Origin of the sequence: Vibrio sp. 10N.286.48.B8, assembly GCF_003050085.1 — a bacterium.
In the GTDB taxonomy this organism is placed as follows: domain Bacteria; phylum Pseudomonadota; class Gammaproteobacteria; order Enterobacterales; family Vibrionaceae; genus Vibrio; species Vibrio crassostreae.
The window spans coordinates 37,285-62,296 of sequence record NZ_PIGD01000026.1 but is presented as its reverse complement, the minus strand read 5'-3'; the positions used below and the strand labels follow the sequence as shown (position 1 = coordinate 62,296).

General features: G+C 42.7%; 21 protein-coding genes and 4 pseudogenes. 9 read left to right on the top strand and 16 right to left on the bottom strand.

The window, feature by feature from the left end:
- Together CWO08_RS21605 and CWO08_RS24310 are read right to left on the bottom strand one after the other, a co-directional pair.
- Window positions 1–432, bottom strand: a pseudogene (locus CWO08_RS21605) (transposase); the annotation flags it as partial.
- A 73-nt stretch (window positions 433–505) separates the two neighbouring features.
- Window positions 506–856, bottom strand: a pseudogene (locus CWO08_RS24310) (integrase); the annotation flags it as partial.
- Window positions 857–1,098: 242 nt separating this feature from the next.
- Between CWO08_RS24310 and CWO08_RS21595 the strand changes: the two are divergent.
- Window positions 1,099–1,971 (top strand): alpha/beta fold hydrolase, encoded by an 873-nt coding sequence (locus CWO08_RS21595; protein ID WP_108021072.1) that lies wholly within the window; start codon window positions 1,099–1,101, stop codon window positions 1,969–1,971.
- A 119-nt stretch (window positions 1,972–2,090) separates the two neighbouring features.
- Here CWO08_RS21595 and CWO08_RS24305 read toward each other — a convergent pair whose 3' ends face one another.
- Both CWO08_RS24305 and CWO08_RS21590 read right to left on the bottom strand, forming a co-directional pair.
- The gene (locus CWO08_RS24305) at window positions 2,091–2,213 is read right to left on the bottom strand and encodes a hypothetical protein (protein ID WP_258183960.1); all 123 of its coding nucleotides are present in this window, start codon (window positions 2,211–2,213) and stop codon (window positions 2,091–2,093) included.
- Window positions 2,214–2,272: 59 nt separating this feature from the next.
- Window positions 2,273–2,530: a hypothetical protein gene (locus tag CWO08_RS21590; RefSeq protein WP_017085640.1), complete on the bottom strand. Its 258-nt coding sequence runs from the start codon at window positions 2,528–2,530 to the stop codon at window positions 2,273–2,275.
- A gap of 73 nt (window positions 2,531–2,603) precedes the next feature.
- Between CWO08_RS21590 and CWO08_RS23870 the strand changes: the two are divergent.
- Window positions 2,604–2,738 (top strand): annotated as a pseudogene (locus CWO08_RS23870) (alpha/beta fold hydrolase); the annotation flags it as partial.
- Window positions 2,739–2,844: 106 nt separating this feature from the next.
- On the opposite strand, the gene CWO08_RS21585 reads toward CWO08_RS23870, so the two are convergent.
- Complete coding sequence (locus CWO08_RS21585; protein WP_108021071.1) at window positions 2,845–4,353, bottom strand: DUF3360 domain-containing protein; 1,509 nt, start codon at window positions 4,351–4,353, stop codon at window positions 2,845–2,847.
- Window positions 4,354–4,861: 508 nt separating this feature from the next.
- Between CWO08_RS21585 and CWO08_RS21580 the strand changes: the two genes are divergently transcribed.
- The 3 genes from CWO08_RS21580 (at window position 4,862) to CWO08_RS21570 (ending at window position 6,540) form a co-directional block, all read left to right on the top strand.
- Window positions 4,862–5,200: a hypothetical protein gene (locus CWO08_RS21580; RefSeq protein ID WP_004734781.1), complete on the top strand. Its 339-nt coding sequence runs from the start codon at window positions 4,862–4,864 to the stop codon at window positions 5,198–5,200.
- A gap of 83 nt (window positions 5,201–5,283) precedes the next feature.
- A complete protein-coding gene (locus CWO08_RS21575; protein WP_102479177.1) occupies window positions 5,284–6,156 on the top strand; it encodes a patatin-like phospholipase family protein in 873 nt (290 codons plus the stop codon).
- A gap of 15 nt (window positions 6,157–6,171) precedes the next feature.
- On the top strand, window positions 6,172–6,540 hold the full coding sequence (locus tag CWO08_RS21570; RefSeq protein ID WP_108021070.1) for a hypothetical protein: 369 nt from the start codon (window positions 6,172–6,174) through the stop codon (window positions 6,538–6,540).
- Window positions 6,541–6,611: 71 nt separating this feature from the next.
- On the opposite strand, the gene folM is transcribed toward CWO08_RS21570, so the two are convergent.
- The 4 genes from folM to folK all read right to left on the bottom strand — a co-directional run bounded on the left by folM (window position 6,612) and on the right by folK (window position 8,978).
- Window positions 6,612–7,328, bottom strand: coding sequence for a dihydromonapterin reductase (folM, locus tag CWO08_RS21565; RefSeq protein WP_108021069.1), 717 nt, complete (start codon window positions 7,326–7,328; stop codon window positions 6,612–6,614).
- Window positions 7,325–7,963, bottom strand: coding sequence for a GTP cyclohydrolase I FolE (gene folE, locus CWO08_RS21560; RefSeq protein ID WP_102431301.1), 639 nt, complete (start codon window positions 7,961–7,963; stop codon window positions 7,325–7,327). The genes folM and folE overlap by 4 nt, the downstream gene beginning before the upstream one ends.
- Before the next feature lie 18 nt (window positions 7,964–7,981).
- Window positions 7,982–8,353, bottom strand: coding sequence for a dihydroneopterin triphosphate 2'-epimerase (folX, locus tag CWO08_RS21555; RefSeq protein ID WP_108021068.1), 372 nt, complete (start codon window positions 8,351–8,353; stop codon window positions 7,982–7,984).
- A 127-nt stretch (window positions 8,354–8,480) separates the two neighbouring features.
- A complete protein-coding gene (gene folK, locus CWO08_RS21550) occupies window positions 8,481–8,978 on the bottom strand; it encodes a 2-amino-4-hydroxy-6-hydroxymethyldihydropteridine diphosphokinase (RefSeq protein ID WP_048668616.1) in 498 nt (165 codons plus the stop codon).
- Between the two features lie 170 nt (window positions 8,979–9,148).
- On the opposite strand from folK, the pseudogene CWO08_RS21545 reads away from it, so the two are divergent.
- Window positions 9,149–9,487: pseudogene (locus CWO08_RS21545) on the top strand (cytosolic protein).
- A 370-nt stretch (window positions 9,488–9,857) separates the two neighbouring features.
- Here the strand turns inward: CWO08_RS21545 and CWO08_RS21540 are convergent.
- Together CWO08_RS21540 and CWO08_RS21535 are read right to left on the bottom strand one after the other, a co-directional pair.
- Window positions 9,858–10,718, bottom strand: coding sequence for an endo alpha-1,4 polygalactosaminidase (locus CWO08_RS21540; protein WP_102431299.1), 861 nt, complete (start codon window positions 10,716–10,718; stop codon window positions 9,858–9,860).
- Between the two features lie 210 nt (window positions 10,719–10,928).
- Window positions 10,929–13,403: an ATP-binding protein gene (locus tag CWO08_RS21535; protein ID WP_108021067.1), complete on the bottom strand. Its 2,475-nt coding sequence runs from the start codon at window positions 13,401–13,403 to the stop codon at window positions 10,929–10,931.
- 208 nt (window positions 13,404–13,611) lie between these two features.
- On the opposite strand from CWO08_RS21535, the gene CWO08_RS21530 reads away from it, so the two are divergent.
- Window positions 13,612–14,082 (top strand): hypothetical protein, encoded by a 471-nt coding sequence (locus tag CWO08_RS21530; protein WP_102431297.1) that lies wholly within the window; start codon window positions 13,612–13,614, stop codon window positions 14,080–14,082.
- A 33-nt stretch (window positions 14,083–14,115) separates the two neighbouring features.
- Here CWO08_RS21530 and CWO08_RS21525 read toward each other — a convergent pair whose 3' ends face one another.
- Complete coding sequence (locus CWO08_RS21525) at window positions 14,116–14,571, bottom strand: Lrp/AsnC family transcriptional regulator (RefSeq protein WP_017106082.1); 456 nt, start codon at window positions 14,569–14,571, stop codon at window positions 14,116–14,118.
- A 142-nt stretch (window positions 14,572–14,713) separates the two neighbouring features.
- Here CWO08_RS21525 and CWO08_RS21520 point away from each other — a divergent pair, with 142 nt between their 5' ends.
- Window positions 14,714–16,525, top strand: a complete 1,812-nt coding sequence (locus tag CWO08_RS21520; RefSeq protein WP_102431296.1) for a PLP-dependent transferase — start codon at window positions 14,714–14,716, stop codon at window positions 16,523–16,525.
- A 58-nt stretch (window positions 16,526–16,583) separates the two neighbouring features.
- Here CWO08_RS21520 and CWO08_RS21515 read toward each other — a convergent pair whose 3' ends face one another.
- The 4 genes from CWO08_RS21515 to CWO08_RS21500 form a co-directional block, all read right to left on the bottom strand.
- Entirely contained in the window at window positions 16,584–16,829 is a 246-nt protein-coding gene (locus tag CWO08_RS21515) for a hypothetical protein (protein ID WP_108021066.1), read from the bottom strand.
- A 239-nt stretch (window positions 16,830–17,068) separates the two neighbouring features.
- Window positions 17,069–18,145 (bottom strand): acyltransferase, encoded by a 1,077-nt coding sequence (locus CWO08_RS21510; protein WP_108021065.1) that lies wholly within the window; start codon window positions 18,143–18,145, stop codon window positions 17,069–17,071.
- A gap of 193 nt (window positions 18,146–18,338) precedes the next feature.
- Window positions 18,339–20,381, bottom strand: a complete 2,043-nt coding sequence (locus tag CWO08_RS21505) for an FUSC family protein (RefSeq protein ID WP_108021064.1) — start codon at window positions 20,379–20,381, stop codon at window positions 18,339–18,341.
- Window positions 20,382–20,557: 176 nt separating this feature from the next.
- Entirely contained in the window at window positions 20,558–21,652 is a 1,095-nt protein-coding gene (locus tag CWO08_RS21500) for a methyl-accepting chemotaxis protein (RefSeq protein WP_102431294.1), read from the bottom strand.
- A gap of 634 nt (window positions 21,653–22,286) precedes the next feature.
- Here CWO08_RS21500 and CWO08_RS21495 point away from each other — a divergent pair.
- A complete protein-coding gene (locus CWO08_RS21495; RefSeq protein ID WP_108021063.1) occupies window positions 22,287–24,806 on the top strand; it encodes an FG-GAP-like repeat-containing protein in 2,520 nt (839 codons plus the stop codon).
- The last annotated feature ends 206 nt before the right edge of the window (window positions 24,807–25,012 follow it).

The window sequence follows — 25,012 nt, the reverse complement described above, 5'->3', positions numbered from 1 at the left end:
GCTTTGCTGTTTCGGCATCAATTTCTACTGGACGTTTTCGCCAGTAGTTATAACTGCTTCGATGAACATTGAACACTTCACATAATATTTTTACGCTGTGGCTCTGCTTGAGTTTCTTGATTATCAAGAATTGTTCAGTGAGTCCGACATCAACAGAGCCGTGGCTTTTTTTAATATTTCATTATGCTCTTCAAGGCGAGCTAACTTCTTTTTTAATTCACGTATTTCAATTTGCTCAGGCGTCATCGGCGATGCTTTAGGTGCTTTCCCCTGACGTTCCTCTTTTAGTTGGCGAACCCACTTATCCATCGTGGACTTCCCAACATTCATAGCTTGAGCAGCCTCTGTCACAGAGTGGTTCTGATCTAGAACCAGTTGTGCCGCTTCTAATTTGAATTCAGCGCTAAATAGTCTTCTTGTACGTTTTGTCATAGTGTCACCTGTTAACTTATGAGGTGATGATATCACCTCTAACTAAGTGACCAAATTCAGCGTACCACTACATATAGTACGAATAGCTAATCTTTGGCTTTGAAAAGAAAATTGCTGGCATGTAGGAAGCCATCAAAACCCATTTCATTAGACTCTGTCGAGTTCTTGTCTTTTTCTCAAATTGGACTTCAATGTCTATTTTTTGCTGAATATTCTTAACATGGCTAAATATCCTATTTTGCGAAGAGACCTCGCAAGCCCTGAGGGAAAGCAAATTACTCGCTCTAAGTTTGCTATCAATGGCTAAGTTGAGCAAGGCAAGTTGCGTCAAACTATTTTCAATTTCTAATCTGGTTCTGTTCCGCAAAATTTCCTCAATCCGAAAAGGTTTTTTGACGAAACAAGTTGTTTCGCAATAGGGCAAGAACCTCTTGCACAATTGAATCTGAGAGTTTGTCCAACAGGCTGTTGCCTAAATAAATCTCATGATGGTTTCATGCGTTCTAAACACGTCTTGGGGCAGAAACGAGTTGGTTAAGTCACCATCACGGGAGAGGCCTTTATCTAAATCACTATTGACCTGTCTACAACTTCACACTTTATAGTGGCTATATTGATTGAGAGGGGCGCTTTCTGTGTTCCCTCTAAAGTAAGTAGAGAGACACTATGAAACGTTTAATTCTATACATCACACTTTTGGTATTCATGACGCTTAGTAGCATGAGTGCCATAGCTCATGATTCAACAGTTAAGTACGGTATTGCGATATCTCACGATGGTGAGCAAATTGCGTATGGCACTAGTGGGAGCGGGGAAACGGCGCTGATCTTCATTCACGGTTGGAGCTTAGACAGCAGGTTGTGGCAAAACCAAGTGAGTGAGTTTTCAAAACACTATCAAGTCATCACCATGGACTTTGCAGGGCACGGTAACTCATCGTTCAACCGCGAAGAGTACACCATGGTTGCATTCGCTGAAGACATCAAAGCAATCATCGAGAAAGAACAACTCGAATCCGTCATCTTAGTTGGGCATTCCATGGCTGGTGGCGTAATTGCAGAAGCCGCTAAACTAATGCCGAAAAGGGTGAAGGGCATTATTGGTGTCGATACATCGCAAAACGTCGCACTAGCGGTTTCACAAAGCGACCTAGATGCAATGACCAAACCGTTTGAAGCAGACTTCCAAGCGGGCATTACTATGTTCGTGAAAGACTCGTTACCAAAAGACATAGACGCGGATTTACTTTACTGGGTAACGCAAGACATGTCGTCAGCACCGCCAGCTATCGCGATAAACCAGTTTCGCCATTATCTAGGTCAATATGTGACAGGCGAAGCACACCGTGTGTATGAGAACGTGAACGTGCCAGTAATATTGGTTAACGCTCGCTTATGGCCAACCGATTCAGAAGCGAACAAGAAACACATCAAAGACTACAGCATTTACTACATTGAAGACTCAGGCCACTTCCCAATGCTTGAGCAACCACAGCAGTTCAACGCAACGTTGATGAAAGCAGTGAAGTCAGTGAAGTAGGGTGGTTGTAGTTGCTAAAAGATGGATGTAATCGTTGATATAAAAACCAAGGCCTCGCATGTGCGGGGCCTTAGTTTTTTAAGTTAAATCGATGGAGCCTGTCAATCTGATAGAGTCCATTATTTTTTGTCTTGAGATTCTTTATATTTTTTTGCAATCCACTCATGCAAATGAAGCCCCGTTTGACGCTTTAGGAATACACTGATACCAGCCAAAATTAACAGTCCAATTATTGTGCCCATAATCATCTCCACGTTTTGTCATTTTTAAATTCAGTTTAATCAATATGTTAGTGTTTTGATTAATCCATTGATTTCATCATTTTATCGATATTAAGCCCACCAAGATCCTCGAGGTTATTCTTAATCTCTTCATCGATTGATAGCTGGCGTTCCACTTTCTTTATTTCCTTCTCAAGAAATTTTTCAACTTCTTGAGATACATTGAACATTAGCCCTTGTTCACGCGCTGCTTTTCTCGCTCGTTTAAGACGAACATCTAAGTCTGATGAGATTTTGATGTTCAGTGATACTTTGGATTGTTTTTTCTGTAATGACATATCGACTCTCAACTTTATCTGAAAAATACTATAAACTTTTCTACCTTTTTAGCAAGAAATTTCGACATCGGCGGATTCAGAGGCGAACAGGAAATACATCAAGGATTACCGTATTTACTACATTGAAGACTCAAGCCACTTCCCAATGCTTGAGCAACCACAGCAGTTCAACACAATGCTGAAAAATGCGGTTAAGTCAGTGAAGTAGGGCGCTATAGTTGCTAAAAGATGGATGTAATAGTTGATAGATAAAACTAAGGCCTCGCGTGTGCGAGGCCTTTTGTGTTCCGATTAAAACCAAAGATTAATCGAGCTTAACGAAAGCTTGGGATAATCGCTGGGATTCCCGGTAGAAGGCCAACCAACGCCATCACACTTGTTAGCACAACGAACATAATGCCTGGCAGCACCCAACGGCTCATCTTGCTCAGTTCGCTACTACGTTCTTTACAACCAACTAAGCCTAAGTTATCTAACAGCATAGTGAGAGCCCAACCAAATGCAGGGTTAACGAGCGCTGAGGAAAATACAACAATCGCTGCTGATTGGGTGGTTTTCCCTTCACGCGTCATTTCCATTCCAGCTTCTAACAATGGAACGAATACACCAACAATCAGCGCTACACAAAGCACAGGTTGCCAGATAGCTAAATCCATCGGGTAGCCCCAAACTGCGGCGATGATACAGAACAGAGCCGTTAGCAAAGCACCCGCAGGAATAGGGCGTTTAGCAATCGCAGCTGGTACGATGTAAGTACCCCATGAAGACGTAAAGTTAGTACCACCAAGCAGAGAACCAAACGTTTGACGAATAGACGCTGTAGTCATGGTGTCGTCAATGTTCATGTGTACTTTTTCAGTACGTTCTGGGTAGCTGATCTTTTGGAATACTTGATGCCCTAAGAAATCTGGAGACCACATCGCTACCGCTAGAATCGCAAACGGCAATACCACCATGAAGTGCTCAATCGTTGGTAGACCTAGCATCCAGCCTGTATCTTCTCCCCACCAATACATAGGGTTCATGTTAGGTAAGCCTGGCTCAGTGTGGAAAGCGAATGGGGCACCCATGGCAAATGCAATCGTACCACCCAGCAAACAGCTAAGAGGTACAGCTAACCAACGCTTACGGAAGTGCTCCAAGAGCGCGTACAGAATGATGGTGCAAAAGATCACAACAAAAGCGATGTGGCTCATACCGATTCCTTCAGCCCAAGCGAATAGTTTTTTCACCTGAGAAGCGGTTCCCACAAAGCCGAGGTAGAGTAGCAAGCCGCCACACACGCCTTTACTGGTGAGGTTGGCCAGCATACTGCCACCTTTACTGATGGCTAAGAGTAAGCCAAAAGCGCCAATCAACAAGCCAAAGGCCATTGGGTGTCCGCCAGCCGCAACGACAATCGGAATTAAAGGAATGAGTGGACCGTGTGTACCGGCGAGGTTAGCGGTCGGCAATAGGAAGCCAGAGAAAATAATAATGAAAACAGAGGCGATGAGGAGTTCATAACGGACGTTTTCTAGAATAAAATCTTCATTTAACCCTAGAGCCCCTGCAAAGGTGGCAGCAATCGCGCCCACCATAACCACTTTACCAATGGTCGCCGCCATCGCTGGGATGGTGTCTTCTATCTCAAATCGATAATCTTTAAACGGCAAATTTGGACGCCAGCGCTTAGGCGACATGATTTGTAATTCGTGCTCTAGATACTGTTCTCGGGATTCAAACTCTGAACTTGGTTTGTGTTGTTGTTCATAGTAGAGCTCGTTCTCAATGGTTTGAGGCTTTTCTCTTGGTATATTTACGGACTCTAAAGTACTGCTCATTTTGATTCCTTTCGTTCACACTCTGAGGTGTGTTATTCCAACAAACGTTGTTGACTCACGGCATGAAGTGTAAACAATGCGTCAACCTATCATTAAAAATTCATTAACATTTAGTTGTTAGTACCTTATACCAAACCAAAAAAAACAAATAGACTCAGTCGGTTAGACATTAGTCGTAGAATCGGACGACTAGTATTAGACCCTGTAGGTAGTATGTGTCTGTTTATTGGTAGGCTCTTAATTTCAGGAATAACAAAGTCACTTTCAACAACAAATGGTTCGACTTTAAAGGCCCAGAAAAAAGTCCAACGACTTACGTTTGGCTGCATGCTTGGTTACGTTCTGGTGTGATTTGATAGTGACATCTGGTCCGGTTTTATGTTGGATATATTGGGTAATAAGCAGGGGTAGGGATTGCCTCTAGTAGCTCAATTTCTCCTACGTTTGGCCCCTGATAGTGTTAGAATCTCCGCATCAGAATTATCGAGAAACTAGGTATTTATAAACAATGTTTATCCATCACGTAAACGGCATCGACTGGCTGGTGATTACAGCTTTTGAAGAACTGAAACCGATGTTTATCGAAGATGCTGGTCCCATCCCAGCTTACTTCTCTACCACCAGTGAATTGAGCCTGATTGATCAAGCCAAGCGTAGCTATGGATTTTTGCCTAAACTCCGCGGTGTGATCACTGATACCGGCACGTATCAAAGTGAAAATCTTGAAGAAGATTTGAACCCACAGCTAGCGTGTATAGTGGAAGGGCGTGGTCGGGTGTTTATCTATCACGGCGACTATGTGGCTTTTGTGGATGACGAGCAAACCTTCATTACCCGTATGGACTGAGAGTGACTCAGTGAGTTGAGATCTGCGAATTGGTAAATCGGCGAGTTAGCTCCCCTAGAATTAAAAACTAAAGGATTAATACGATGGCAAAAACGGTCTCATTGGTACTTGGCAGTGGTGGCGCAAGAGGCTTGGTTCACGTTGGAATCATCCGTTGGTTAATCGAGCATGGCTATCAGATAAAATCCATCTCTGGCTGTTCAATTGGTGCACTTATCGGTGGTGTCTACGCTGCGGGCAAGTTGGATGAATTTGAAGAGTGGGTCACCAGTATCGACCAATCGGATATGGCGATGATGTTGGACTTTTCATGGCAATCGAGCGGGATGTTCAAAGGGGACAAGATCATCGACACACTACGTGAATTGATCGGCGAGATTTCAATTGAAGATCTGCCCATCCCTTATACCGCTGTCGCTGCCAACGTCGCCGATGAAAAAGAGGTTTGGCTGCAATCAGGCTCTCTGTTTGATGCCATTCGCGCTTCTATCTCTTTGCCATTGTTCTTCACTCCTCATGTTATTAATGGCGAAGCGCTGATTGATGGCGGTGTACTTAACCCTGTACCGATTGCGCCTACCTTTGGTGATAAGACAGACTTTACTCTGGCTGTGAATTTAGGCGGTGAACCTGAAACGCTTCAGCAAGAAGTGACACCGGTTTCCCTGCCAACAAAAGAGAGTAACCTGCATGAAAAGGTCGTTCACTTTATCGATAATCTTGGTAGCAGTGTAAAAAGCAAAATGAGCTTTAATTTTGCTGCCTACGACATTGCCAACCAAGCGTTTGATGCGATGCAATCGACCATTGCTCGCCAAAAACTGGCCGCTTATCCCGCCGATATTACGCTTGAGATCCCTCGTAATGCCTGTGGCACCTTAGAGTTTGATCGCTCACAAGAGATGATAGATAGAGGCTACCATTTGGCACAGGCTAAATTGGGCAATCGACTTTAATGTATTTGCTGCTGAATGAGAGTATTTATGGAAACTGAACTAAAAGAGCTTGAACTCCACGAGCTTATGGCAACAAAAGATGTCATCGTACTCACTAGCTCAGAAGAAGCTGCCGTATCTTGGCTGATAGAGTGCTATCAAGAGAACGCTGATATTCAGGTTATCGAGAACGCACATCAGCTAGATACTGAAGCGGTTTTGGCGCAATGCCGAGACAGCCTGAGTGAAAGTAAAAAGGTTATCCTTACCGCACAGTTTCGTAGCCAGTTGCCTATCATCAATATTGCTTCACTTTGTAATGAGAAGCGCAACTCATTGATCAATATTGAGTTGTCCGGCTGGGATGAAGAAAATCGCCTTCCTCATTCTTATAGCAGTTTCTAGGTTATAGCGGTTTCTAGTTAACAGCATTCTCTATATTGCAGCCGTTTTAGGTAGCAGACAATGTAAGAGCATCACTTCAAATGTCTGCCGCCATCAAGGTGCAAAGTTCTTCCTGTCATGTAGTGGCTAGCCAACACAAACTTGATGCCATCTATTATTTCCTCAAAGCCAGCTTCTGTGGGAATCAGAGCTTTCTTCAGAGCTTTGGTTTTGTATGCCTCATCGTCATGTTCATTGAACTTAATCATGGCTGGAGAGAGAGTATTTACTTTGACCTTGGGAGCCAGCATTGCTGAAAAAGACAGCGTCAGGTTGTTGAGTGCCGCTTTGCTGGCCGCGTAAGCGATGTGTTTTTTACTGCCTTTTTCTGCAACGTAATCACTGATGTGGATGATGTCTGAAGTTTTATCGCCAGACATCAGTTGGTCTTTGAGTGTTAAATTGAACAGATAAGGCACGGTAGCGTGGATCGTCATCATTTGGTGCATGATTTGTGATGCATTGTCACTGGGGTTTGTCTTGTTCTCAGGCTTCCAGTCGGAAGCGTTGTGTATGACGGCTCTGAGTGTCTTATATTCTTGACCAACATAATGAAGAAATTCTTCTAGGCTGCTTTGTTGATAAAAGTCTACTTGCTGCAAGTCGGCTCCACTATCGCGCAACAATTGCAGTTGAGGATAGTCGCTGCGGTAAGTGCCAACCACGTTGTATCCATCCGCTAAAAGTTGCTGCGCCAATGCGAATCCGAGTCGCTTTCCCACGCCGGTTATTAGTATCGTTTCACTCATCGTAAAAACTCAGCTCTGGTTTGAGGGTTAGTTTTGAAAATACCACCGAGAGCGGTCGTTGAGGTTTCAGAGTTTGCATCCATGACGCCTCTGGATTTAACGCAATAGTGAGTGGCTTTAATCGTCACGGCCACATTTTCTGTTTCGACTAGAGTCTGTATCGCGACTAGGATTTGCTGAGTAAGGCGTTCTTGCACTTGAGGGCGCTGGGCGAAGAATCGAACAATACGGTTGATTTTAGACAGCCCCAGAATCTTGTTTTCAGGGATGTAGGCCACTTCCGCTAAACCATCGATGGTAATGAAGTGATGTTCGCACGTCGAAGTTAGATCTATGTCCGACACCTTAACCATTTCATCAACGGACATTTTGTTATCTATAACGCTGATTTTTGGGAAGTTATTGTAATCGAGCCCTGAGAAGATCTCATGTACGTACATCTTTGCAATACGATGGGGCGTTTCAGCAAGGCTATCATCAGTTAAATCCAGTCCAAGCGTACTGACCACTTCGGTTAACAGTCCTTTAATGCGGTTGTACTTTTGGTCGGGGTTCATTTCGCTCGCTGTCATTGGGGTTTCAAGTCCTTTAGCGAGTAAAGCTTCTCTTACTTTTTCGGCTTCTGTGTTTAGCATTGAGTCGCTCCTTATTGATTAGTTTTCGAGTTCTGCTTCATAGCTCAGGGTGAGCGAAACGGAATCAGCGAAGCGAAGAGCATGAGGCTTGTCAATTCTCACTTGGGCGTATCGTACCCATGTATGATCGATACAAATACCGAGTACGTCGCTGGTTAACTTTTCTAAAAGCAGAAACCTTCCTGATTCGACGTGTTGGATAATCTTCTTGCAGATGTTTTTGTAGTTAAGCGCATTGTCCACGTCATCAGAAAGACATAGATTGTTGGCGGGATAATGGATTTCTGCATTGATGACGATGTCTTGCTGCTTAGATTTTTCTTCTTCGTTGAAACCGATGAAGGTTCTGAGTCTCAGGTTTGTAATGGTGATAATGGCGTTGTGATTCATAACAGTGTCCAATCCTTAGAAAGTGAAGTCAGTTACGTGCTTGTTTTAAGAAAAGATCAGTAAAGCTCACGCGATTAAGAGTTAAGTCGTTCCTGTTGCAGTCATTCTTTTTCCAGTCATGTGCGGGCTAAGTGAAACTTAGCTCGAACGGGATGGGTTCGGTTTTCTGGCTTAACTGATCGAAGTTGTTCCAGAGTTGCTCAAAGGAGATGTCTAGCGTGGGGTGGGATTTTTTCGCGGCAATATCGACTAACGGCCTGAGCACAAATGCGTACTCAGTGATCTCGCCTCTAGGCAGCTCAACGCCATCGATAACGCCTACTTGATTGCCATAAAGCAGGATGTCGATATCCATCGTCCGTGAAGCATAGGCTTTGGTCTGACGCTTGCGATCATTCTCTGATTCTATTTGATGTAGAACCTTAACTAGCTCTGCGACAGGGAGGTCACATTCGAATCCAACGACCAAATTTAGGAAGTTATCCCCTTCGAAGCCGACAGGCTCGCAGTCGTAAAAATTAGAAATGTGCAGCGGTGCAAAGCGTTCATTCAATGCTTTGAGAGACTCTGTGATGTGGTGTTCGCGGTTAATGTTGCTTCCGATGCTGACATAGACGTTGGCCATAGTATTTCCTTCTTGTTAAGGAGTCTATACGTCCAACTCGCGATGAAGATCAGCTTTGCATCCTCTTAAAAACAGGAAGATAAAAGAAAATAGGGTTCTGCCGTAAATCGCCTCTGATAGTGATAGAATCTCCGCATTAGAATTATCGAGAATCTAGGTATTTATAAACAATGTTTATCCATCATGTTAACGGCATCGACTGGCTGGTAATTACAGCTTTTGAAGAACTGAAAACTATGTTTATCGAAGATGCTGGTCCAATCCCCTCTTGATTCTCGACCGCTAGTGAATTGAGCCTGATTGATCAAGCCAAGCGCAGCTATGGATTTTTACCTACACTCCGCGGTGTGATCACCGATACCGGTACGTATCAAAGTAAAGATCTTGAAGAAGATTTGAACCCACAGCTTGCGTGTATCGTTGAAGGGCGAGGTCGGGTGTTTATTTATCACGGCGACTATGTGGCATTTGTCGATGACGAACAAACCTTCATTACCCGTATGGACTGAGAGTGATTCAGTGAGTTATGAGTTACCTTACTTTCCTTTTCAACCTACCAACCTTTGCCAAGGTAATTAATTGTTTACTACCTTGAGGAATGAGGCTATGTACCAATGCTAAACTGTACAAAACAGCATCAATGGAAGCGGTGAAGTAGGGGATCTGTAATTATTCGATGAATAAAACTTAAGCCTCGCACTCTCGATGCCCTTGTTCTTGTGGCGAGTAAGAAATAAGGCAATACCTTTTGGTTCTGGGCTCAAGATTTTGGACAATAGCAAACTCTATAATGCACACATTTTTTCTCTAGTCGCTATATATGATAGTTAAACCGCTCTAGATAGTTTCGGTACAGTTATTTTTAGGATTACGCGCGCTTTACAAACAGCTAAACCTAAAACTGTCGTTTAAATCCAAAGGTAAGATTAGGGTGCTAAATAGGTTGTCCCTAGATTCTTGGCATATTGCTGCTCTCTCATTGGGGTTGTTCACATACTTATCTAAGTACTCTGCTGTTAAAACGGGTTTGCCTTGATTAATAAAGGGCAGCAGTGCATCACATTCGTTGTACTCAAAACATTGTTCGTTAACAGCAAAGTCAAAGTACTCGACCAGTTCACTTATTTGGTCAAGGTCATTCTTTAATCCGACCGCAAGGCCTCTTTTATGCGCCTCGTTTGCAATAAATCGATTGTACGCGAGCTGATCTTGAGAAGTCAGATTGAACCCAGAGTTGTTGGTGTACCCATCCATATTATCAGGTTCAACACCATCACAACCTTTGTTCTTGGCAATATCCAGACGTTTTTTCATGATTGAATGAACGTTAGCCGAACGAATATCAAGCCAGCGTTCGTTGTCCCAGCCATCAAGTGTGTTTCCAAGCGTGTTTGGCAAGAAGAGTTCTCTATCATCTCGATAATCCTCATAAGAGCCTGCTGAAAAATAACACACCACTTTTATTCCTGATTGTTGTAAATTTTGTATTGTCGTATTTCTCGTATCAAAAAGGTCTACATCATAGAGAGCGACAGAGTAAGAGGTGTTTAAATTGCCTTCTAGCTGCCATTGCCACGTGACTGAAACAGGCGGGCGGTACCAAGAACCGGTTGTAATAGGGGCTACATTCGGTTCAAGAATAACTCGAGAGTTTGTATGATTAGACTGTTCTCCACCATCACTCGAATTACAGCCAGAAAGAATGACAGCACAAAGAAGAGTACTTAATAAGTATTTCACGATTATCTCCATTTGATTGATTTGATGAATGTATTTTACAAATCAATCTGCATCAATAATTGTTTTTCTATTGGGTGATTTGTTACCAAGAAAGATTATTGATAAACCTCCACGAGAAAGAGGTTGGTGGGTTAGAGAGTTAGCGACTATGAAATTTAGATAAAAGGTAGTGCTGTTTATATTACATCAATAATACAGAGCAAACGACGGCTAGCTTGCTCTATCTATGGGTTTTATTTGGTTGAGGTAACGAGAAAGTGCCTCCACTAAGTCTGACTTAATCAGTGGTTTCGTTAACACTTCATTTGCACCTGCCTCAATAAAAGCTAGAGTTGATGTTTGCATGATATCGGCAGTCCAGCCAAAGATAACAAGGTCATCATGTCCAGCTTGTCGTATTTTTCGAACTGTTTCCAAACCATTCATTTCCGGCATATGGTTATCAATAATGAATAGGTTGAAACCACCTGATTCTAAGTGTGTTAAAGCCTCAAAACCACTATTACAGGTAACGCACTCTACGTTTAATTTATCCAAGAATCCTTTGGCGATAATAAGGTTCATTTTATTGTCATCCGTCACAAGAATCTTAAATGGAGACAGATCGACTTGCTCTGTTATTGGATGCTTATCATCTTCGGCCTTAATTGATGGTAGGTTTATGACAAAGCTGAACTTGCTTCCTGTACCAAGTTCGCTTTGTACAGTAAGTTTGCCGTTCATCAAGGTCACAAGTTTATGGCAAATTGCCAACCCAAGTCCGGTCCCACCATAATGCCGAGTTGTTGAGACATCTGCTTGCTCAAATTCATTAAAGATTGAGCTCAGTCTTTCTGCTGGGATGCCGATGCCTGTGTCTTCGACCGTAAACTCCACCGCAGAGTATTCTAGGGGGGTGATACTGACAGTAATCGAACCACTTGCTGTAAACTTCAATGCGTTCCCAACTAAATTTAGAATGACTTGTCGGATCCGAACTGAATCACCGTTGTAGACAGAGGAGGTATTGCTGTTATCTAGCAAAGAAAACTCAATCCCTTTTTCTGAACATAAGGTTTGATAAGTGTTTAATACGGGGTTAGTGATGTCGCACATTTTGAATGAATGTGGATCAATTTCTAAACTGTCATTCTCAATTTTGGCTAAGTCTAAAATATCGTTAAGGATGGCAATTAAGTGCTCGCCTGAGTCGAGTGCTAACTGAAGAACTTCCCTTTGCTCAGCTTTTTCCAAGTCTTCAACCAACATCTGTAGAATACCCAGTAAGCCATTCATTGGAGTTCTAATTTCATGGCTCATTGTCGCCAAGAATAGTGATTTTGCATCATTTGCCTGGCGTGCATTGTTTGCCTGTTCTTCTAATTCTTTTTCAAGCTGCTTAAATTCTGTGATATCACGTTCAATGGCAATGAAGCGTTCAACTTCACCTTTAACGTTGCGTAAAGGTACAATATCAATATCAATCCAATAGGGCGTTTTGTCGATCGCGTAATTCAATATTTCCGCTTTAACTTGGTTCCCCTGTTGAATCGCAGAACCTATTCGATTTGCTGTGCTAACAGAAGTCTCTTCACCTTGTAGAAATGAGCCTGGCCTTAACCCTTTGATGGAGTCTAAGCGATAACCTGTCATTCGTTCAAAAGCACTGTTTACCCACTCTATACGCCCCTTATTATCGGTTATCACAACGCCATCTCTGGCTGTCTTGACTACGGTGGCAAGAAGATGACTTTCACGTTCTTGCTCTGCTAATCGTTTGTTGGATTCCTCAAGGAGCTTTTTGGAGCCTGCCAATTCTTTGTGGGGATTAACGAATAATTTTTGCCCGATAAAAAACACTAAAATTGAACTGAGTGCTAAGACAATCAAAAGCCCATTTAACAGTTCCTTCTGTAAGCTTAACAGCTGATTGGTGACAAAAGAGCGGCTTACCCCTTGAGTTAATACTAAATCACCTTTCGTTAAAGCCGTTTTAGTCAATAGCCAGTCTTCTTCACTGTATTTATTTTTAATTGGTATGTGTGAATGATGGCCATGTGAGTCATCTTCTTCAATAAGAGATGCGATCGGTGAGCTTATTTGACTAAGCTCGTACCAACGCTCTCGTTTCGTGACAAACGAGCCAAAGAAATCATCATAATCGACAGCGGTTTCACCATATAGAACGCCTACGAAATCACTGCCTTGAAGTAACGGCATAAATAGCTTGAGACAAATGTGGTTGGTATCATCATGCAAAAGGTAAAGGATACGATCATCGACTTCCTGATTCGCTATCGCGCCAAAGATAGCTTGCTCTTGCTTTGATGCGGGATGACGAAATGTATCTTCAAACAACAGCTGACCGGTGCGGTCTCGCACGGCAAATTGCATTGATTGGTTCTGCCCTTTGAATCGCTCAAGGTGAAATGAGAGCCGTTCTATATTTGAGACAGACACTGCGTCGATGACCCCTTGGTATTGCGAAGCTAAAACAATGCGGTCTTCTGCAACCTCGAGATACTTTTCCATAAAAATTTTGGCAGACTCAAGCTCAAAGCTACTGTTACCGCTTTGCAGTTGTTTGACTGTCGATTGGCTGTGATTAGAGATTACATAAAGTGAAATGCCGCCGTAGGTCAAAGACGTAAGCAAGAGAAAGAGTACAAGCAACACTTTGGGGCTAATTGAAGATAGCTTGGTCATGCTTAAATGACTTCCATGTTATTTTTCGGAGTTATATAAAAAATATAGGATAGATATCTTGTTTACGATCTTGTTTATCCTTTTTGTCGAATAGACTGGGCGATGACTGGCCTCATTCTTATTGCCTTTGATTAGCCGAGTTATTGCAAAACTTCCTTAAATATCTATGTTTAATATAGAAAACCAATACAAAAAGGGTCATTAAAGTATGGATGCCACTCCCGTCAAAGTTCTGTTTGTGTGCGTGAAGAAAGGTGTAAGAGCGGCTATCGCTAAAGCGATGGTTGAGCTGCAATCTAATGGGATGATACACGCTAGCTGCTGTGGTTTTGAGTCAGGACCAACCCCCCAAGTTCTCTTAGATGAGTTGTCTAACATGCTTGACGTTGCAATAATTGGCGAGAGTAAGACAGTATTTGAATTCAAAAAGACCAATGAAAGATTCGATTACGTGATTACGCTTTGTGACCAATCGAGCAACGAGCAGTGCAACTTATTTGTCGGATGCGTCAACGTGGTTTGCTCTCACGTACCCCATAGGCTCCATTGGGCTATCCCAAATCTGGCGGCCGCCCTAGAGCTGTCAGGGAGCGAAAGGACCCAGTTTGTAAGAGGGGTTGTAGAACAAATAGATCTTAAAGTGGCGCAACTTGTGGCAATAGCACAAATAAACGGCTAAATGGTCTCTGAGTTTGGTTTAACGCGGATTTACTCACCTTACAGGTAATTTTGTTTTTGTCTTTACCTGCCCAAACGCGAAGCTAGATTCAATTGAAGCAATATTGGGTAGGCGAGTTAACTGCTTGCGGATGAATTGCTCGTAGCTTTTGAGAGACTCGCTCACCACATGCAATAGGTAGTCGTGATTACCTGTCATTAAAAAACACTCTAACACTTCATCAATTGCTTCAATGTGCTGTTCAAAGTCTCGCATGTTCTCTTCGGTAGGCTTTTCAAGCTTCACCAACACAAACACATTCACGGGCAGGCCGCACGCTTCTTGATCGATACAGGCGTGATAACCGCGAATAATCCCTTGCTTCTCTAATGAGCGAACTCGGCGCAAACAAGGGGAGGGAGAAAGTGCCACTCGATCGGCCAACTCTTGATTCGTCAGCCGAGCGTTGTTTTGCAGTTCAGCCAGTATTTTCTTGTCGATCTCATCCATTGGCATAATCCATCAATATTGAATTCAGTTTGGCAATATTATTGCTCAAAGTGTATGTCTTACTTCGCAAATAGCAATTTTTAACATCTGCACAAAACTAAAATTAAAGGAGGAACAACAAGCATGGAATGACTTAGGAACTATGAATACTTCAACTCAACTTAGCCCGCTGCGTAAAACAACCAAACATGAACAAGCAGAAGCCCTAGCCATTGAGCAAGCAAAGCACTTTGGTATCGACCCAAACAGTGATTACGGCGTCACGCTGATTGAACTGGCTACGACACTGTACCAAGCCAATACCAAAACACACGACCTTTGGGCACTGACCGTCGACGGCCTTTCAGAGCTCGACAAGAGTGACCGAATTGCTTGGTTTAACGCGAAACGTTTCTTGTCATTCCAGATCGCTAAGATCCTCGACAACCTGCAAAACCCAATGCGTGCCACTTACCAATCCATTGCCACCAATAATGGTAATTTTGCGTCTAAAGGTGCGTATCCAATTTTCGATAATGTGGCTGCTATCTTCTCGGCAAGCCCGGTTATTACGCGCACTGCCACGTATTTGTTTGCGTGCACAGAATGGATTGAAGATGCGTTCAACGGTAAAGAGCCGCTGCACGATATCTATTCTCGACTGCTTAACCCAACATCGATTTCACTGGCTAACCACATGGTTGATATTGAGGCCGGCTCTCGAGCCAACGAATACCTCGCGTGGAACTTTAATTCTGGGATGGCGGCCATTGATGGGTTGTTGAGTCACTTGCTTGGGTATGAGGACATTGTATTAGCTTCACGTAACATCTATGGCGGTTCTTACCAGCTGTTGGAAGATTGGTTTGGCAAGCCGTCGAATCTGAATATCGCGGTAGAGTGGGTGGATGGTTACTCAGGAGATGAGTTTGCGACTCGCCTTGATGAGGTTGCCGAAAAATACGCAGGTCGCCTCGCCGCGGGTAAGAAGATCTACGTTTACCTTGAGTCACCGTGTAACCCGCATGGATACGTGTTGGATGTTGCGAGTATAAGCAAAGCTGGTCACGTTCGTGGTTGGGATGTGATTGTTGACTCGACAGTCGGCACTCCATTGTTGCACCCAGTACTAAAACGCGATGATGTGATGGAAAGGCCAGACTATGTGATTCACTCCTACACCAAAGAACTGGCGGGTTCTGGCACCACAACCGCTGGGGTTGTGATTGGCCGCAACGAGACCATGTTTGTTCCAAAAGGAGAAGAGGTCACTTGCACTAAGCCTAACGGCGATGAGGTCACTATTCCATGGAACGAAACGTTGTTTTGGAATGTGTACTACATTAAAGGCGCATTCTTAGATGCAGACAAAGCGTTTGAAGTGCTCAATGGCATGAAAACCTATGAGATGCGTGTGGTGCAAAAAACCATTAATACACTGACTCTCGCAAAGATCTTTGATGCTCACCCAGACATCAATGTGTCGTGTCCTGCTTTGCCAGACAGTGATAACTATGAGCATTGCCAGAACAACATGTACTTAGGATTACCCGCGGCGCTGTTTACTATCGATATGGAAGGGAACGGCCATCGCGCACCAATCAATCGAGATGGGTTTAAACAGTTCTTCGATATGCTTGAGCCCGCAATCGGTATGCAAGTGAGCCTAGGGCAAACCAATACAGTCGCGTTATGTCCGGCACTGACCACGCACTCAGAGCTGAGCGATGAGGCTCTCAATGAAGCCGGCATCAGACCAACCACAATGCGTATCTCTATTGGCTTAGAAGATCCTCGCATGTTCATTGCTCATATTATCGAAGCAGCGAAGTTATCGATTGACCGCAAACACGCTGATTTCTCATCGAGCTTCCCGAGTAACGACCGTATCGATGAAATCTATATGCAAACTTATATGGATGTACACCAGAGGTTTGTGAAGAACTTGCCGAAGTTTAGTCAGCTCACTCAGTAAATAAAAAAACACCCTGCTGACTTATTAATCGGCAGGGTGCTTATCTCTAACCAATTTCTTAGTCCTTGGTCTGATGACCAGTCTTCTTGGCGAATTTTTGCATAGCCTCAGCAAAGGTTGTTGTTCCGCCCTTCGCTTTAACTTGAACGACTTTATAACCTAGTTTTTCCAGTGCTTGGCGCTCTGCTAAAACCGTTTTATCGTCTGGCAGACTACCCTGTACAGGCTGATGAATGTAGCACCCTTCTAGTTGACCATCTTCGACCAGTTGGTGGTGTTTCAGTGCATTGATATCAAAATTCATAGTCAGTCTTTTCGTTTAAATGGAGAGTCTCTGTGGCAAAGGCCGCAAGTCTTTATAATTCTATGGTTTGTACCATACGGCATTTTAACTATAAGAAGCTAGTGTAAATACAGTAATCCAATGGAATACAGTCGGGCACGTCTTACTTTCTTGAATCTCTTATTGATTCTAGAAAAAGGGGGTAACTGAATGCGACCTTTAAAGTGCAGTGTAGATTGAGCAATAGAGAGCGTTTTAGCCTAATAGCCGATTAAGTATCTTGTTTTTTTGCTGCCTCTAAATACCATCTTCATTATTTTCGCACAGAAAACGGATGTGACTACAATTCCGCTGCAGATTCCTATGTAGAGAGTAATGTTAAAGTCGCTTTTCACGGTGCCGCCGAAGTATTTAGCGTCTGCGATTTCGAGGATCAGTAGCAACCAAGGGTGGATGAAAAATATCGCAAAGCTTGTATCTAACCATTTGGATTTAAAACTCAATTTTTCAAGCGCGCCGTAAAGTAAAAAGATGAGGGCAATCTTTTGAATAAAAACCACATCTATCCCATCATACTCAAAAAAGGGCTTATGTGAGTTGCCATTGATGCCAGTGTAACTTTGATAAAAAGAGAGTATTACAACAACGAATAACAATAAAAGTAACGTTTTATTATCTAGGTACTGACTTACTTTATCTTTATTCATACACACACTAATTCCGATCAAATATATAGGCGTAAAATACACTAGAGACTGGAGTGGATTAGTCCCTTCAACAGCACGATGTATAAACAGAGAGAGTATCGAAAGGGAACAAATAATAATAAGCTGGAATTTTGGGGTGGATTTGATAAAAAGCATGTGCATAGGAGCAGTTAAAAAGCACAGAAGAACAAAGGGGATATACCAATAAGCAGTGAGGAAATGCCCCGTTAACATGTACTTTAATGCGGTGGTGGCATCTGAATCTGATGGCTGAAACAGTACGCCATTGCGATACGCACTTTCCGGATCAACCATGTACTCAACAGGATTAAAGTAGCCCCAATTAAGTAAATAGTAAGCGAGAACAGCGATGCTCCCAAGAAGCAAGTAAGGCACACCTACATTTTTAAACTTTCCCTTAATGAACTTACTGTAACCATAGCGAGGGTAGAATACGTGGTAAAACATATAACCTGATATAAAAACAAAGAGCGACGTGCCTCCTGTTATTATGTTTTTTAGAACATTTCCAATCTCACCTGTACTTGATAACCCGTAAGTGTACGAATGTCCCATGACGATTAGAATGATGGTAATCCCTCTAAAATTACTTATTGATTGTAGAAACATATAAATTTCTCTTTTTGTGTTGGCGTCGAATTACCCCTTATTAAACTATAGACCTGATTAAACGTTACCTTTTCTGATTTTATTCATAAATACGACTTAACCTTTCTCAACCACTGACGAAAACGGTTAAGTCAGTTAGGTCGGCTAATTAGGCGAACTAGATGGAAATCGTATCTGCAGATACAAACCGAAGTTATTGCTTTAAGTTACGCCTAACTAAATCGTGCATTTGCTTTATTGTCATCAGTGCCAACCAGATGATTTCTTCGACTGAGCGTTGACCTGTTGTAGAAGTGGGGTGCTCGGCATCGGTTTGATTGGTTAGCGCTGGCAGTTCATGGATGCGGTTATCACGAATGGTATTGATCAACGCATCCATCGCATTATGAATCAAGCTTTCGACTTGTTGCGAGCCTTGGTATTGGGTGCCTTTTCTTACAAGTGGAATCAGCAAGCAGAGGTAATGGCTCAATAATCGATAGTGACTCAGCATGTCTTCGTAATAGTGAGGATTGGTGCGAGTGTGCTTAGGCTCTTGCTGCATCTCATTGTAAATCAGTTCAAGGTCGCTTTCTGCTGTTAACATGGCAGCACGTTGCTTAGTTAATGCAAGATGGTCATGTTGTTCGGTGTCAATTTGTAGCTGTTCGTAGCAATACACAAACAAGTTTTTGGAACTATTAAGCGCTTTTAACGCTTGATTGTGGATCTCTTTGCCTCGCCATTGAGGCCATAACAAACTATAACCGAGTAGGACAATCGCGCCCCCAACTATGTTGTCGATCAAACGTGGCGCTGCGAAGTCGAGCCCTTGGTGTGCCATTGCCTGATAAACCAAAATCAATAGCGCGGTAATACAACCAATGGCTAGTGAGTAATGGCGCATGATATTAAGCATCGCGACGGGCAAGAGAATGACAATTAGCGTATACATCGCGGTCGTTGGCACACCAATGTGAATCAAAGATGTGGCGAATAGCACGCCAAGCGCCGTACCTAAACAGCGCTGCCATGTTTTACTTCGTGTTGCTAAGAAGCTAGGTTGAATCACCATTAGCATTGAAATCAGCACCCAGTCCGGGCGAATCAATTCAAAATATTCCGCAATTCCTGCACCAAGGGAAAACATCAAACCGACACGGGTAACATGACGCCAAATAGGGTTGCCTCGGCTTGGTAGGCGAAAAGACAATTCGAACGGCTGAACTTCAAAAGAGCGTTCATAAGCGGGTTCATTAAGCTCAATACGACGGGAAATGTGCTTCACTGCGTATGCCCAATAACGAAAACGGGGTTGGTCTTCGAGCTTGACCGCTTCAATCAAGTCATTGGCTTCTTGTTCTAATGAGCTTAAGTGCCTCATCTCTTCGTTAGTGTTGTGTAGAAGCTGTTTGGCTTTGTGTCTTAGTCTTTGCTGACAATGTTGGCTCCAAACCAATAGCAAGTCTCGCTTGTATTTGCTGGACTGAAATTGGTTCATTAGATCGGGATTCGTTGTGTGGCTGCTGAGTATCACTTCAAACGTATCGAGAGCGAGATACAAAGCTTGTCGGAGTGAACTAGCATCTGCTTGCTTAGATCGAAAAGATTCGGATTGAAGAGCCTGTTGGAACAACTCGATGAGTTGGTATTTGATGCGTCTTTTCGGTGCATCATTTTCGCTACCTAGCAGGAATGCTTGGCGATATTGGATGTAATCTGCCAACGTTTCGTAAATTGCGGATAGACACACACGCAGCGCATAGTGCTTCCATAACGCAAACCAAAGCCAACTAAACAGCGCAAAAGTAAGAGGCCCGAGTACCAACATAGGGTACAAGCTTAGTACTGAATTGGAATTATGAAGTGAGAGGGTGACGACGGCTATTAATAGGCTCGACATGCCTAGTCGCCCCCAAAATGGCCCATTGACTGCAGCGCTAGCAAGTACGGCACCAAGTACCCCAAAGGTTATCCATAAAGGCAGTCCACTAATAAGTAGTAGGTAACTTATGGCTTGAGTGGCTCCCCAAGTGGTGGCGGTAATAGCAAAGCGCGTCCACCGCCTAGGGCCTGCAGCGTCAAGCCCGCTAATTAAGGCGGCTGGCATTGTCATCAGCGCAGTTATGGCGATAGCGGGTTGGTTGAACAACACGCCTAAACCGAGAAATAGTACAATGGCGCTGGTGGCACGAAGCCCCAAATTGATGGCTGGGTCGTACCAGATCTTACGTAGAATGGCAGGGGAAAACGTCATGTGGATACCTTGTTTTTTACTTGTTAGATGGACCAACTTTAGAAAAGAATCCAATCATTTAGTGGCACTCTGTAACTATAGAGTGCCACGAATAAAATTTGAAGATATCAAGATGCTTGGGATTGACCTACTCGTTGGATCTCTGGTCTGAACGGTATCTATGAGCTCGACAAAAACTACATTGATTCAGTTTCTATAATTTCATTCATTAAACGATCAATTTGGAACACGACTTGGATACTTGCGTCTTCCATAGCTTTAACTGATTTAATTGTTCCTTCAATGTCCTCAGATGCTGCTTGATTCATTGCTTTACGACCATTGTCATGCACCTGTTTATGAGGTTCTTCAAGCAATTGATAACTTCTCAGGTGGTTGTAAGCCTTGCCATCACCACGATAATACCACTGACCTAAACGACACTCTGAGTGAGTGTTGATCGTTTCACTAAAGGCACCGCTTTGGAGTAAACGATAGGTGTTATTTTTCCAAATGGCGTGATCGAGCTTCACCGAATCCAAGAAAGCGCGAGTGGAAGCAATATGAATAACTTGCTTCATGTTTTCCGACTTCACGACGACTTCATTAACAATTGAGCTAATTTGTGCAGAAGATGCTGAAACTTCTTCTGCACAAACTTGGTTTTCACCGATAGAGGTTTTAATCGCATTTACTTGAGTCAAAACTTGTTTCACCAATGAATCAATTTTTTCACTGGCTTCGCTGGCTTTACCTGCAAGGGTTCTTACTTCATCGGCGACGACAGCGAACCCGCGTCCAGCCTCACCCGCGCGAGCGGCCTCGATAGCAGCATTTAGTGCCAGTAAGTTCGTTTGGTCAGAAATCTCTTGAATAGTTGATACAAGGTTAGAAATAGCACCAGCCGTATGATCCAATATATCCACAGATTGAATGCTTTGAGACGCCTGATCGCTGATCTTGATTGCTCGGTTGTCTAGGCGAACCAATGCTTGATGTGTTTGTTTAAACATATCATCTAGCTGTTGAAGCTCTTGGTTTTCATGAGCCATAGATTTAGCACTTTCAACCATCTCTTTTTGAATAGTTTTGAGCATATCTCCACCTTTCAAGCAATTAGACATCATTTCACTGCTGTTACGATGTTGTTGATGTGTCGATTGAGCAAGGTTTTGCGACTTATTTAATTCCATTTCGAGAGCATTAATATCAGATTGATGCTTCTTTTTTAGTTCGGCTAGTTGTTTTTTTAGTAATTGGTTTTCTAGTTTTATTTGTTTTATTCCAAACATAAAATACCTATATGTATAGAGCGAAAAGCTATTCAAGGGGCTGATAATGAAGCTCGGGGTTGATAACGTATTGGTTTTAAAGGTAATAATTACCGGTTGGATTGTAACAAAATATTATTAGGTTGTTAGCCTTATTATCTTGGCTAGGTTGATTAATGACTAGTAAATCACTTTTTTGTTTGGGTATTTAGTTTTTTATCTATATTTTACCAGCTTTCATAATACTGTTTAATAGGTGGTTTTATGTTGATTAACATTATTAATGTTAAGTCTTAATTATCGTTTAAATTAGAACGCACTAATGCAAGAGGTAGGGTTGTTTTTTGAACAAATTTTCACTTAATACTCTTTAGAATGAATTCTTATTAAGTTGGTTGTCATTATTAATTTTTCTAATATTCAGATTGCAATAGGCTTGCTAATGAATAAATAAAACCTTAACATTCACATTTGTTATCACTCGCTTGTATAATATTTTATTTATCAATAATTAAATGTTAGAACCATTTAATTATTGTGGATATAAGCATTCTATAGTGACGGGAAATACTTCGTATATGGGACGTCATGCACTCAATAGTAGATATGGCCATAGCTAAAAATATCTCATATCGAACTTTAATGGATTAAAAAAATGAAAATAAAGACATTGGCTTTAGCGGCTATACTCGCTTTGAATTCTCAACCTGCCTTGAGTTATAGCACCGAGAGGTGGATGGAGGATCTTTTCAGTAACACAAGGCGAGATACTCCGCTTAACAATATTATTATTCCGGGGAGCCACGATAGCGGTGCTTACGACGCGCAAAACTATAGTAAAAAGGCAGCCGGCGTTAATTTCCCACTTTCGAAACTAAGAGACTGGTCTGAGACACAAGATTTGAGTGTAAGAAAGCAGTTGAATGCCGGTACACGCTTTTTAGATTTGAGAATATATGAAGACCGAGGGGAGTATTACTTTGCTCACTCGCTTATTTACGGAAAAATCGACAACATTTTAAATGAGGTAAGCCAGTTCTTAGATGAAAACCGAGGCGAAATCGTCATCATAAAGTCTACATTTGTCCGTAATGTAACTAACACTGATAATTTTTATCAATCCTTGTGTACTAACAACTCCATCTCAAAGCATCTAATAACAAATGAGTTAAAACCAACATCTAAATACAAAGATCTCATTAAAGCCGGAAACTTAATTATTATACCTGATAAAGGTGTGTCTGGATGTGGGGCCAGTTTTTGGCCGCGCCAACGTCTAAATAGCTATTACAAAGAGGACATCTATCAAAACCCTAATAAAATAGGAAATTGGATTTCGTCGGAGTTAGCTAAGAGTCGAAGCGCAAACAACAATCGACTATATACGGAGCAGCACATTGTTACTCCCACTGCGGAGGTAATTCTCAAAGGTGTGGCTGAAACCCTGGCCAGTACAGCATTATGTACCTTAAGTATTAATCTATTTTGCAAAAACGTGACGGGCTTTTCGACAAACTTGAAAGAGTATGATGCTAAAACTGCGAAACATAACTCCATCGGTTGGCTTTACAACCATTACCACAAGGGAAGCCGTTCGAACATTGTTTTACGAGATTTCGTTTCTGAAGGTAAAAACAGGAAAATTATTGATTTTAATTTGAATAACCGAGATGTCATGGTTCGTGGTCGAGCTGAAAAGGACGATTCATTTGGCAAGGTATTCTCTAGTGGTGATTACAACGGAGATGGCGTGGCTGATTTGCTTGTTGGTTACCCGACTGAGGATATCAATGGTGATAATGATGCCGGCGCAGTGACGGTGGTTTACGGAGGTGATTCACTTCCTTCAAAAGGCTTGAGTATGTTGAGTTCCCGAGGTTTTCACCAAGACTCTAGCGGATTGTCTGGCATGTTTACTGAAGGCGGTGACCTGTTTGGTTCTGCGTTAGCGAGCGGTGATTTTAACAATGATGGTTTTGATGATGTTGCCATTGGGTCCCCAAATGAAGATATCGATGGGAAATCTAATGTTGGTATGGTCACTGTGCTGTATGGAGGTAACAAAGGACTCACTACTTCAGGCTATCAATTATTAAAAGAAGCCAATATTAGTAAGGGCAAGCAAGAAAAAGAAGACAAGTTTGGCTTCGCATTAGCGAGCCATGACTTCGATGGGGATGGTTATGATGATCTAGCCATCGGTTCTCCATATGAAGATATCGGCTCTAAAGATAATGCAGGCGTAGTCTATGTGAGCTATGGCACCAGCAATGGGCTAAGTAAGAAGCGTATTAGTAGGTTCCACCAAAATAACTCCGGCTTAGAGCGCATGGCAGCAGAGAAAGATGACCGTTTTGGACATGAGTTAGCGGCTGGAGACTTTAACGGCGATGGGCTAGGCGATTTAGCGGTTGGCGCGCCATATGAAGATTTAGGTGATGGTGATGATGAAGGGATGGTTGTTGTGCTCTTTGGCACCACCCAAGGTCTTGGTACGATGGAGTATCGTTTTTACCATGGTGATAGAAGTGGTTTTGCTGGCAGTGCTGAAAAGAACGACCATTTTGGCTACACGCTAGCAGCTGGTGATTTTAATAATGACGGCCTTGATGAGCTCGTTATTGGTGTTCCATACGAGGATTTGGGCTCTGGCGGAAACAATAATGACGGAAATGTTTTCGTGCTCAGAGGCACAAGCAATGGCCCTTCAAGAAATAGCATTCGTGAGATTCACCAAGACAAGTCTGGTGTGCATGGCTCCGCTGAAAAAGATGATAAGTTTGGTTTCGCATTAACGACCGGAGACTTTGATGGTGATGGTTATCAAGACTTAGCTATTGGTTCACCAACGGAAGACTTGGCGGGTAAGGACAATGGAGGCAAAGTGGATGTGTTCTTTGGTTCTGGTAACGGTTTACGATTAAGTGGAAGCCGTGAATATAATCAAAACAAAAACAATATCACTGGTAGCGTCGAAAAGGACGACAAGTTTGGCTACAGCTTGATGGCTGGAGATTTTGATGGTGATGACAAGGACGATCTCGTCATAGGTGTTCCATTTGAAGACCTAGGCAGCGGCGGTAACAACAATGACGGTACCGTTCATGTGTTATACGGCGACTCTGATAGAGACTTAAACGGTAGAGAGCAAGAAGTTAGACAAGGGACGCGATAGTTACAAGGGACGGTATAGTTACAAGGGACGCTATAGCTACGAAGGCCCTCCTTTCAATAGGAGGGCCTGCATAAATGTTGGAGGTCATTCTATGACTAATAGAACGACTTCTCTATGCGATGTGTTTTAGCACCTACAATTCAGCCCCTATAACCATATTCTTTTTATTTTATTTGGCCATGGAATGACGACATAATCTTACCTGA

What these genes read in the sequence shown, in the direction of transcription:
- CWO08_RS21595 (WP_108021072.1), top strand. Translation starts at nt 1,099, where the DNA reads ATGAAACGTTTAATTCTATACATCACACTTTTGGTATTCATGACGCTT.
- CWO08_RS24305 (WP_258183960.1), bottom strand. Translation starts at nt 2,213, where the DNA reads ATGGGCACAATAATTGGACTGTTAATTTTGGCTGGTATCAGTGTATTC.
- CWO08_RS21590 (WP_017085640.1), bottom strand. Translation starts at nt 2,530, where the DNA reads ATGTCATTACAGAAAAAACAATCCAAAGTATCACTGAACATCAAAATC.
- CWO08_RS21585 (WP_108021071.1), bottom strand. Translation starts at nt 4,353, where the DNA reads ATGAGCAGTACTTTAGAGTCCGTAAATATACCAAGAGAAAAGCCTCAA.
- CWO08_RS21580 (WP_004734781.1), top strand. Translation starts at nt 4,862, where the DNA reads ATGTTTATCCATCACGTAAACGGCATCGACTGGCTGGTGATTACAGCT.
- CWO08_RS21575 (WP_102479177.1), top strand. Translation starts at nt 5,284, where the DNA reads ATGGCAAAAACGGTCTCATTGGTACTTGGCAGTGGTGGCGCAAGAGGC.
- CWO08_RS21570 (WP_108021070.1), top strand. Translation starts at nt 6,172, where the DNA reads ATGAGAGTATTTATGGAAACTGAACTAAAAGAGCTTGAACTCCACGAG.
- folM (WP_108021069.1), bottom strand. Translation starts at nt 7,328, where the DNA reads ATGAGTGAAACGATACTAATAACCGGCGTGGGAAAGCGACTCGGATTC.
- folE (WP_102431301.1), bottom strand. Translation starts at nt 7,963, where the DNA reads ATGCTAAACACAGAAGCCGAAAAAGTAAGAGAAGCTTTACTCGCTAAA.
- folX (WP_108021068.1), bottom strand. Translation starts at nt 8,353, where the DNA reads ATGAATCACAACGCCATTATCACCATTACAAACCTGAGACTCAGAACC.
- folK (WP_048668616.1), bottom strand. Translation starts at nt 8,978, where the DNA reads ATGGCCAACGTCTATGTCAGCATCGGAAGCAACATTAACCGCGAACAC.
- CWO08_RS21535 (WP_108021067.1), bottom strand. Translation starts at nt 13,403, where the DNA reads ATGACCAAGCTATCTTCAATTAGCCCCAAAGTGTTGCTTGTACTCTTT.
- CWO08_RS21530 (WP_102431297.1), top strand. Translation starts at nt 13,612, where the DNA reads ATGGATGCCACTCCCGTCAAAGTTCTGTTTGTGTGCGTGAAGAAAGGT.
- CWO08_RS21525 (WP_017106082.1), bottom strand. Translation starts at nt 14,571, where the DNA reads ATGGATGAGATCGACAAGAAAATACTGGCTGAACTGCAAAACAACGCT.
- CWO08_RS21520 (WP_102431296.1), top strand. Translation starts at nt 14,714, where the DNA reads ATGAATACTTCAACTCAACTTAGCCCGCTGCGTAAAACAACCAAACAT.
- CWO08_RS21515 (WP_108021066.1), bottom strand. Translation starts at nt 16,829, where the DNA reads ATGAATTTTGATATCAATGCACTGAAACACCACCAACTGGTCGAAGAT.
- CWO08_RS21510 (WP_108021065.1), bottom strand. Translation starts at nt 18,145, where the DNA reads ATGTTTCTACAATCAATAAGTAATTTTAGAGGGATTACCATCATTCTA.
- CWO08_RS21505 (WP_108021064.1), bottom strand. Translation starts at nt 20,381, where the DNA reads ATGACGTTTTCCCCTGCCATTCTACGTAAGATCTGGTACGACCCAGCC.
- CWO08_RS21500 (WP_102431294.1), bottom strand. Translation starts at nt 21,652, where the DNA reads ATGTTTGGAATAAAACAAATAAAACTAGAAAACCAATTACTAAAAAAA.
- CWO08_RS21495 (WP_108021063.1), top strand. Translation starts at nt 22,287, where the DNA reads ATGAAAATAAAGACATTGGCTTTAGCGGCTATACTCGCTTTGAATTCT.